This is a genomic window from Frankia nepalensis, from assembly GCF_016786325.1.
Taxonomy (GTDB): Bacteria; Actinomycetota; Actinomycetes; order Frankiales; family Frankiaceae; genus Pseudofrankia; species Pseudofrankia nepalensis.
The window spans coordinates 51,454-58,768 of the sequence record NZ_JADWYU010000090.1 but is presented as its reverse complement, the minus strand read 5'-3'; the positions used below and the strand labels follow the sequence as shown (position 1 = coordinate 58,768).

General features: G+C 72.9%; 6 protein-coding genes. 4 read left to right on the top strand and 2 right to left on the bottom strand.

Annotated features, from left to right (window positions below; translation table 11 throughout):
* Positions 1–296: 296 nt before the first annotated feature.
* The 3 genes from I6A81_RS06440 to I6A81_RS06430 all read left to right on the top strand — a co-directional run bounded on the left by I6A81_RS06440 (position 297) and on the right by I6A81_RS06430 (position 4,012).
* On the top strand, positions 297–1,631 hold the full coding sequence (locus I6A81_RS06440; protein ID WP_203001975.1) for an ABC transporter substrate-binding protein: 1,335 nt from the start codon (positions 297–299) through the stop codon (positions 1,629–1,631).
* Positions 1,632–1,818: 187 nt separating this feature from the next.
* Positions 1,819–2,235, top strand: coding sequence for an allophanate hydrolase-related protein (locus tag I6A81_RS06435; protein ID WP_203001976.1), 417 nt, complete (start codon positions 1,819–1,821; stop codon positions 2,233–2,235).
* A gap of 76 nt (positions 2,236–2,311) precedes the next feature.
* Positions 2,312–4,012 carry an ABC-F family ATP-binding cassette domain-containing protein gene (locus I6A81_RS06430; RefSeq protein WP_203001977.1) on the top strand — a complete coding sequence of 567 codons (1,701 nt, stop codon included), beginning with the start codon at positions 2,312–2,314 and terminating at the stop codon, positions 4,010–4,012.
* A 66-nt stretch (positions 4,013–4,078) separates the two neighbouring features.
* On the opposite strand, the gene I6A81_RS06425 is transcribed toward I6A81_RS06430, so the two are convergent.
* Entirely contained in the window at positions 4,079–5,125 is a 1,047-nt protein-coding gene (locus I6A81_RS06425; protein WP_203001978.1) for an MBL fold metallo-hydrolase, read from the bottom strand.
* A 386-nt stretch (positions 5,126–5,511) separates the two neighbouring features.
* Here I6A81_RS06425 and I6A81_RS06420 point away from each other — a divergent pair, with 386 nt between their 5' ends.
* Positions 5,512–6,357, top strand: a complete 846-nt coding sequence (locus I6A81_RS06420; protein ID WP_307874503.1) for an SAM-dependent methyltransferase — start codon at positions 5,512–5,514, stop codon at positions 6,355–6,357.
* A 116-nt stretch (positions 6,358–6,473) separates the two neighbouring features.
* On the opposite strand, the gene I6A81_RS06415 is transcribed toward I6A81_RS06420, so the two are convergent.
* Positions 6,474–7,307: a helix-turn-helix transcriptional regulator gene (locus I6A81_RS06415; RefSeq protein ID WP_203002012.1), complete on the bottom strand. Its 834-nt coding sequence runs from the start codon at positions 7,305–7,307 to the stop codon at positions 6,474–6,476.
* Positions 7,308–7,315: the final 8 nt, after the last annotated feature.

The window sequence follows — 7,315 nt, the reverse complement described above, 5'->3', positions numbered from 1 at the left end:
CCCCTGGCCCGCCCTCGGGCGGGCCAGGGGGCGCGGGGCGCGGGTACCCTGGCCTGGCCCCCTGGCCGGCGTATACGCCACAATGGGGACGATCGGTTGACGCAGCTCACAAGCGAGTATTCACTTGCGACACCGTGTCGAGATTGCCCAGTTGCCGCCTGCCGGCCTTGGGCCGTCTCGGTCGCACGTCGTACCCGAGTGGGCAGGCAACCGAGGCGCATCACCTCGCGAGCCGAGCGGTGCTCGGTCGGGTCGGCGTCCATGGCACCATGCCACGTCCGACGACAAGGGGAAACATGCGCATCAGGAGCCTGTCCGGCCAGCGGCCCGCGGGGCCGCGCCGGGCCGCCTCACCCACGCTCGCCGGCACCCGGCCGACCGGCTTAAAGCTGGCCGCCGTCGCCACCCTGGCCGCCAGCCTGGCCTTCGTCTCGGCCTGTTCGGGCGACTCCGACGGTGACGGCACCAGCACTCCGGCGACCAACTCGGCGAGCGCCAACGAGATTCTTGGCCCGGTCGCCAAGGCGAGCGGCGCGCCCGTCAAGATCGGCTTGATCACTGACGGGGCGAGCCAGGTCGCGGACCTGACCGTCCAGAACGAGGTGGCCGAGGCCACCGCGAAGTACATCAACGAGCACCAGTCCGGGATCGCCGGCCGGCCCATCGAGTTGGTCACCTGCGAGACCCTGAACGACCCGTCGAAGGCCGCCGACTGCGGCAACGAGATGGTCAACAATGACGTCGCCGCGGTGCTGATTGGCACCTCGGGTGTCGTTGTGACCGCCTGGGAACCACTCAATGACGCGAAGATTCCCGTCATGCTCTACGGTTCTGGCGAGCCCGGGCTGCTCGCCAGCCAGACGACATTCTCGTTGGGGAACCCGACGTTCCCTGTCATCGATCTGCCGATTCAGGTCGCGAAGGACCAGGGCAACAAGAAGGTCACGGCTGTCGTGATCGACGTTCCGGCCGCCCTGCACTCCGCGCAGGAGGTCGCGCCCGGGCTGTTCGAGAAGGCCGGCATCGGCTACGAGCTCATCCGCATCGCGCCGGGCACCGCCGACATGACCCCGCAGATGCAGCAGGTCATCTCGAACGACTCCGATGAGGTGTTCATCATCGGAAACGACTCGTTCTGCATCAGCGCGATGAACGGCCTGAAGTCCGTTGGCTTCACCGGGACGATCAGCTCGATCTCGCAGTGCATCACCGACGCCACCCGCAAGGCGGTGTCCGGTGACACGCTGGAGGGAATCACCATCTCCGCCAGCGCGCCGCTCGGGACCGACAACCCGTCGATGCTGCTGTACAAGGCGGTGGCCGAGACCTACGGCGAGGACATCGACCTCAGCAACAACGACGGCATGATCATGTTCATGATCACCGCCGGCCTCCGGGCGTCGCTGGAGGGCATGACCGGTGATGTCACGCCCGAGACCATCACGGCGACCATCAAGGGGATGAAGGAGACGGAACTGCCAGGAGCCGGCGGGATCAACTTCCGCTGCAATGGCAAGGCCGACCCGGAGCACCCCGCGGTCTGCGTCCTCGGCGGCCTGGTGACGACCCTGGACGACAAGGGCCAGCCGTCCGAGTACAAGGTCCTCGGCAACGACCCGATCCCGGACTGACCCCGTCCGGTATTAACCCACGGTGCCTGGGCGGGGTGGCCTCGCGGCCACCTCGCCCGGGCATGTCCCTTCCGACCGAACGGCCCGTCGCCCCGCGGCGGGCCGTTCGGCGTCAGGCGGGACGAAGCACGACGAGGCCAGGGACGCGGTGGGACCCGGCTGGAGACATGGTGCGACCATGCCGGACGTGACCGCAGCGTCCCAGGCCAGCCCGGCCGCCGCGCCCGGGTCCGCCGTCCCGCTACTGGTGGTCGGGGCACATATGGCGGGCTTCCCGGCGCACGGGCGGATCAGCCGGCACGACGCCCGCCCGCTCGGCCGGGCGCGGACCGCCCCGGGCTACCGGCTGCACGACCTCGGCGGCGAGCCGGCGCGGCCCGGCCTGGTGCGCGACCCGTCCGTCACCACCAGCGCCACGGGCGAGCTGTGGCTGCTGCCCCGCCCGGCGATCGCCGACCTGCTGCTCGAGACGGCTCCCCCGCTCGGCTTCGGCTGGGTGGACCTCGCCGACGGCCGCCGCGTCCTCGGCTACCTCTGCGAGGCCGCCGCCACGACCGGGCGCCCGCTCGTCCCCGACGGCGACTGGCGCCTGCGCCTTCCCTGACACCGGCGCCTCGTCATCGGCCCCACTCTCCCGGCGGCGCCGCCGGCCGGTGCGCGTGAGCGAGCACAATGGGGCCATGTCCGCCACCCTTGTCGCCTCCGAGCTGTCCGTCGTGCGTGGTGGGCAGGTCGTGCTCGACGGCGTCTCGCTCACCGTCGCGCCGGGCGACCGGATCGGGGTCGTCGGGCCCAACGGCGTGGGCAAGTCCACGCTGCTGCGGGCGCTGGCCGGCCAGGCCGCGCTCGACGCCGGCCGGGTCGAGTTGTCCCCGCCGTCCGCGAACGTCGGCCTGCTCCCCCAGGAGCCGGACCGTCGCCCCGGCGAGACCCTGCGCGCCTTCCTGGAACGGCGCACCGGCGTGGCCGTCGCCCAGGCCGCGCTCGACGAGGCGACCGAGGCGCTGACGGCCGGCCGCGCGGGCGCCGACGACGCCTACGCCTCGGCGCTGGAGCGCTGGCTCGCGATCGGCGGCGCCGACCTGGACGTGCGCGCCGAGCAGGTCTGCGCCGAGCTGGGCCTGCCGCCGGGCGCGCTGGACGAGCCGACGACCGCGCTGTCCGGCGGGCAGGCCGCCCGCGGTTCGCTGGCCGCCGTGCTGCTGTCCCGCTTCGACATCACGCTGCTCGACGAGCCCACGAACGACCTCGACTTCGACGGCCTGGAGCGGCTGGAGCGCTTCGTCGCCGGGATCTCCGGCGCGCTCGTCGTCGTCAGCCACGACCGCGAGTTCCTCGACCGGACGATCACCAGCGTCGCCGAGATCGACCAGCACCGCCGCGACGTCACCGAGTACGCCGGCGGCTGGTCCGCCTATCTGGAAGGCCGGGACCTCGCCCGCCGGCACGCCCGCGAGCGCTACGAGGAGTTCGCCGACACCCGCGCGGACCTGGTCGCCCAGGTGCAGCGCCAGCGCGAGCAGTCGGTGCGCGGCGCGATCCGGGCCAAGCGCAAGGTCCCGGACAACGACCGGTCGGTGCGCAGCTACAAGATCGAGGCGGCGACGAAGAGCGCGTCGCGGGTCCGCAACCTCGAGACCAAGCTGGGCCGGTTGGAGGAGGTCGAGGAGCCGCGCAAGGAGTGGCAGCTGCGCATGACGATCGCCGCCGCTCCCCGCTCCGGCGACGTCGTCGCCACGCTCGCCGGCGCGGTCGTCGCCTACCCGTCCTCCGTCCTCTTGCCCGACGGCGGGCCGGCCGGTGGCGACGCGCCCGGCGCGGGCGGGTTCCGGCTCGGGCCCGTCGATCTCACCGTCTCCTGGGCGGACCGGATCGTGATCACCGGGCCGAACGGCGGCGGCAAGTCGACGCTGCTCGCCGCCCTGCTCGGCCGGGTGCCGCTGGCCGCCGGCGCGGCGACGCTCGGCTCCGGGGTGCGCCTCGGCGAGGTCGACCAGGCCAGGGAACGCTTCCGCGGCGAGGAGACCACGCTCGCCGTCGCCGAGCGCGTCACGGGCTGGGCGATGGCCGAGGTGCGCACCCTGTTCGCCAAGTTCGGCCTCGGCGCCGACCAGATGACCCGCGCGGCCGGCGCCCTGTCCCCCGGCGAGCGCACCCGGGCCGGCCTCGCGCTGCTGCAGGCCGTCGGCGTGAACTGCCTGGTCCTCGACGAGCCCACCAACCATCTCGACCTGCCCGCGATCGAGCAGCTCGAGGCCGCCCTCGACGGTTACCCCGGCACGCTGCTGCTGGTCACCCACGACCGCCGCATGCTCGACGCCGTCCACGTCACCCGCCGCCTGCACGTCGAGGACGGCCAGGTCACGGAGTCGGCCGTTTGATGATTACCAGGAAGCAACCAGTCCGCTAGGCACCTACCCGTGGCGCCGGCTGGCGGCGACGGGCAATCAGGCGGCGAGCCGGAACGACGTGCCCGAGCTGCTGGGCACCCAGGCCGCCGGGAGCGCCGTGGCCAGCGCGTGCTGGGCTCGCCAGCCGCTGCAGTGCGCGCTGGCCACGAGATCAGGCGCCATCCCGGTCAGCGCGCTAACGGTCGGCGCGATGACCGGCTCGAAGGCGGGCCCGCTCAGGTGCAGGCCGCCGATCAGCGCGTGCAGCCGGTCGACCCCGGTCAGCCGCAGCGCGTGCCGCGCGATGTTGACCACACCCGCGTGCCCGCACCCCGTCAGCACCACCAGGCCCCTGCCCCGGACGTGCACGACGAGCGCCTGGTCGTCGAGCACGAGGGGGTCGTGGCGCCAGCCGGCGCCGTCCCAGGCCTGGTGCGCGGGCGGCATGCCGCGCTCGAAGTCGGTCACGCGGTCGACCTCACCGGTGATCAGTACGCTGCCGTCGACCAGCAGCGACGGGATCCGCCGCTCGATAACCTCGAACCCTTCCGACTCGCACGCGCGCCTGCTCAGCGTCGGCAGCGCCGCCGGGTCGAGGCCGGGGGGCGCCAGCCGCCGGCGCGTCCAGACGAGCGGATGCACCGTCATCGGCAGGCCGCGGACCCCACGGCGGCCGGCCAGTCCGGCCAGTCCGCCCGCGTGGTCGAAGTGACCGTGGCTGAGCACGACGCCGTGGATGTCACCGAGGTCGATGCCCAGCCGCTCGGCGTTGCTGACCATTCCGTCGGGCGAGACACCGGTGTCGAACAGCAGGGTGGTGACCGTGTCGCCTCGACGGACCCGGACCAGCGCCGAGAACCCGTGCTCGGCGCGCAGCCCCACCGTGGTCAGCCCGTCCTCGAACTGGGGGGCCTCGGCCAGCCCGGCCCGGATCGGGGCCCGCGTCACCCGGTCGTCCCCCGGCAGCAGCGCGTCGAAGGTGTTGTCCACCAGCGTGGTGATGACGACCTCGTCCACCGGGGCCAAGGACACCGGGTCGACGGCCGCGCCAGCCGCGGGCCGTGGAACGGCGGCGGACACACCCGACGAGTCGTCGTCACACATACCCGGACCCTAGGCCGCTTCGCCCACCGGCGGGCCATGACCCGACTCGTCGACCCGACTCGTCGCCCGGCGCGGTCGCGTTCGACCGACTCGACGCGACGCGCCCGACGCCGCGGGTCGTTCAGGCGCTCGCCCGTCGGACCGCCTGCCAGCAGGCGTCCCACAAACGAGTGATCGACGCCACAATAATGACACAGTCGCCATAACCGCTGGTCCTGGGACCAGGGCCCGCCAGGGGCGCCACCGGGCCCGCCGGTGTCCCCCGTTGGCTGGCTAAGCTGCGGATACTTCAGGTTCTCCCCCGCGGACGGGTGGCGCGGACACCCTCGACAGTCACGGAGAGCCGCGTCCATCCGTGCACGGCGAGCAATGTCGGGAGTTCCCGCGTGACCGAGAGACCCAGACTTCACTGGGACGACGCGGTGGCCAAGGTGGACCCGGTCGAACTGCGGACGGACGTGCCTCATTCGGCGCGCGTCTACGACTACTTCCTGGGCGGCAAGAACAACTACCCCGCCGACCGGGAGGCCGCCGAGCTCGTTCTGAAGTCGGGCCCCAACACGCGGATCTCCGCGCTGGCCAATCGGGCTTTCCTGCACCGCGTCGCCCGCCACCTCGCCGGGGCGGTCGGCGTCCGGCAGTTCCTCGACATCGGCACGGGCATCCCGACCTCCCCGAACCTGCACGAGATCGCGCAGGGCATCATCCCGGACGCCCGGGTGGTCTATGCCGACCACGACCCGATCGTGCTGGCCCACGCCCGCGCCCTGCTCGTCGGGAAGCCCGAGGGCAGGACCGCCTACATCGACGCCGACCTGCGTGAACCCGAGAAGATCCTCAACTCGCCGACGCTGCTGGAGACCCTCGACCTCGGCGAGCCGGTCGCGCTCTCGGTCATCGCGATCCTGCACTTCATCCCGGACTCCGACGACCCGGCCGGCCTGCTGCGCCGTTATCTCGACGCCCTCCCGTCGGGCAGCTTCCTGGCGATCACCCACGTCACCCCGGACTTCGCCCCGGAGGAGGCCGCGCAGGTCACGGAGATCTACCGGGCGCGGGGAATCCCGCTGCAGACCCGCACCCGCGCCCAGGTCGGCCGTTTCTTCGACGGCCTGGAACTGCTCGAGCCTGGTGTCCAGGTCGTCCACCGCTGGCGGCCGGACGCCGACACCGACCTGAGCGCCACCGACGCCCAGGTCAACGTCTACGGCGGCCTCGCGCGCAAGCGCTGACGCGGGCGTCACCGGGCCTCGACGCCGCCGCGCGCGCCGGAGACATCGGTCCGGCCCGCGCCCGCACGCCGGACCGGGTGTCGGCCGGGCGGCCGGGGAGCCGGGCGTCCCGGCCGTCAGCGCCGGGCGAGCAGCGTCAGGGCGTCGGCCGCGGGCGTACCGGGCTCGGCGTGGTACAGCAACATGCGGTGACTGCTGTCGGGCAGGGGCATCGCCTCGTAGGCGAGGTCGAGGCGCCCGACCAGCGGGTGCTGGAACTTCTTCACCCCGTGGCCGCAGTCCAGGACGGGGTGCTTGGCCCACAGGGCGGCGAACTGGTCGCTGCGCTGGACCAGCTCGCCGACCAGGCAGCTCAGCTCGTGGTCGTCGGGATGCAGGCCGGACGAGTAGCGCAGGAAACCCACCATCTGCCGGGCCACCTGGTCGGGCTCGGCGTACAGGTCACGCCCGGCTGGGGTCAGGAAGAACATCCGGGCGAAGTTCGGCCGGTTGCGGACGTCGTCGGGCGCGTCGAACGGGTCGCCGAAACCGAGCAGCCGGTGGCCGAGCGCGTTCCAGGCCAGCACGTCGTTGCGGTGGTCGACGAGCAGCGCCGGCCCGGGCGCCGCGCGGATGAGCCCCAACGCCGCCGGTCGCGGGCGTTCGACGCGGCGGCGCCGGACCGGCCGGGGCGCGGGGCGGGCCAGGCGGCGCAGGTGCTCGTGTTCGTGCTCGGTCAGCGCGAGCACCCGGGCGAGCGCGTCGAGGACGCTGTCGGAGACGTTGTGGTGGTCGGCCTGCTCCAGGCGCGTGTAGTAGGTCGGACTCACCCCGGCCAGCTGGGCGAGCTCCTCGCGGCGTAGACCGGGGACGCGCCGCGCGCCGTAGGAGACGAGCCCCACGTCCGCGGGGCTGACCGCGGCCCGCCGGGTGCGCAGGAACTCACCGAGTTCGGTGGCCATGACCTCCATGCTGCCCG

Coding starts and splice junctions, on each gene's coding strand:
- I6A81_RS06425 (WP_203001978.1), bottom strand. CDS start 5,125: ATGTGTGACGACGACTCGTCGGGTGTGTCCGCCGCCGTTCCACGGCCC.
- I6A81_RS06430 (WP_203001977.1), top strand. CDS start 2,312: ATGTCCGCCACCCTTGTCGCCTCCGAGCTGTCCGTCGTGCGTGGTGGG.
- I6A81_RS06415 (WP_203002012.1), bottom strand. CDS start 7,307: ATGGAGGTCATGGCCACCGAACTCGGTGAGTTCCTGCGCACCCGGCGG.
- I6A81_RS06440 (WP_203001975.1), top strand. CDS start 297: ATGCGCATCAGGAGCCTGTCCGGCCAGCGGCCCGCGGGGCCGCGCCGG.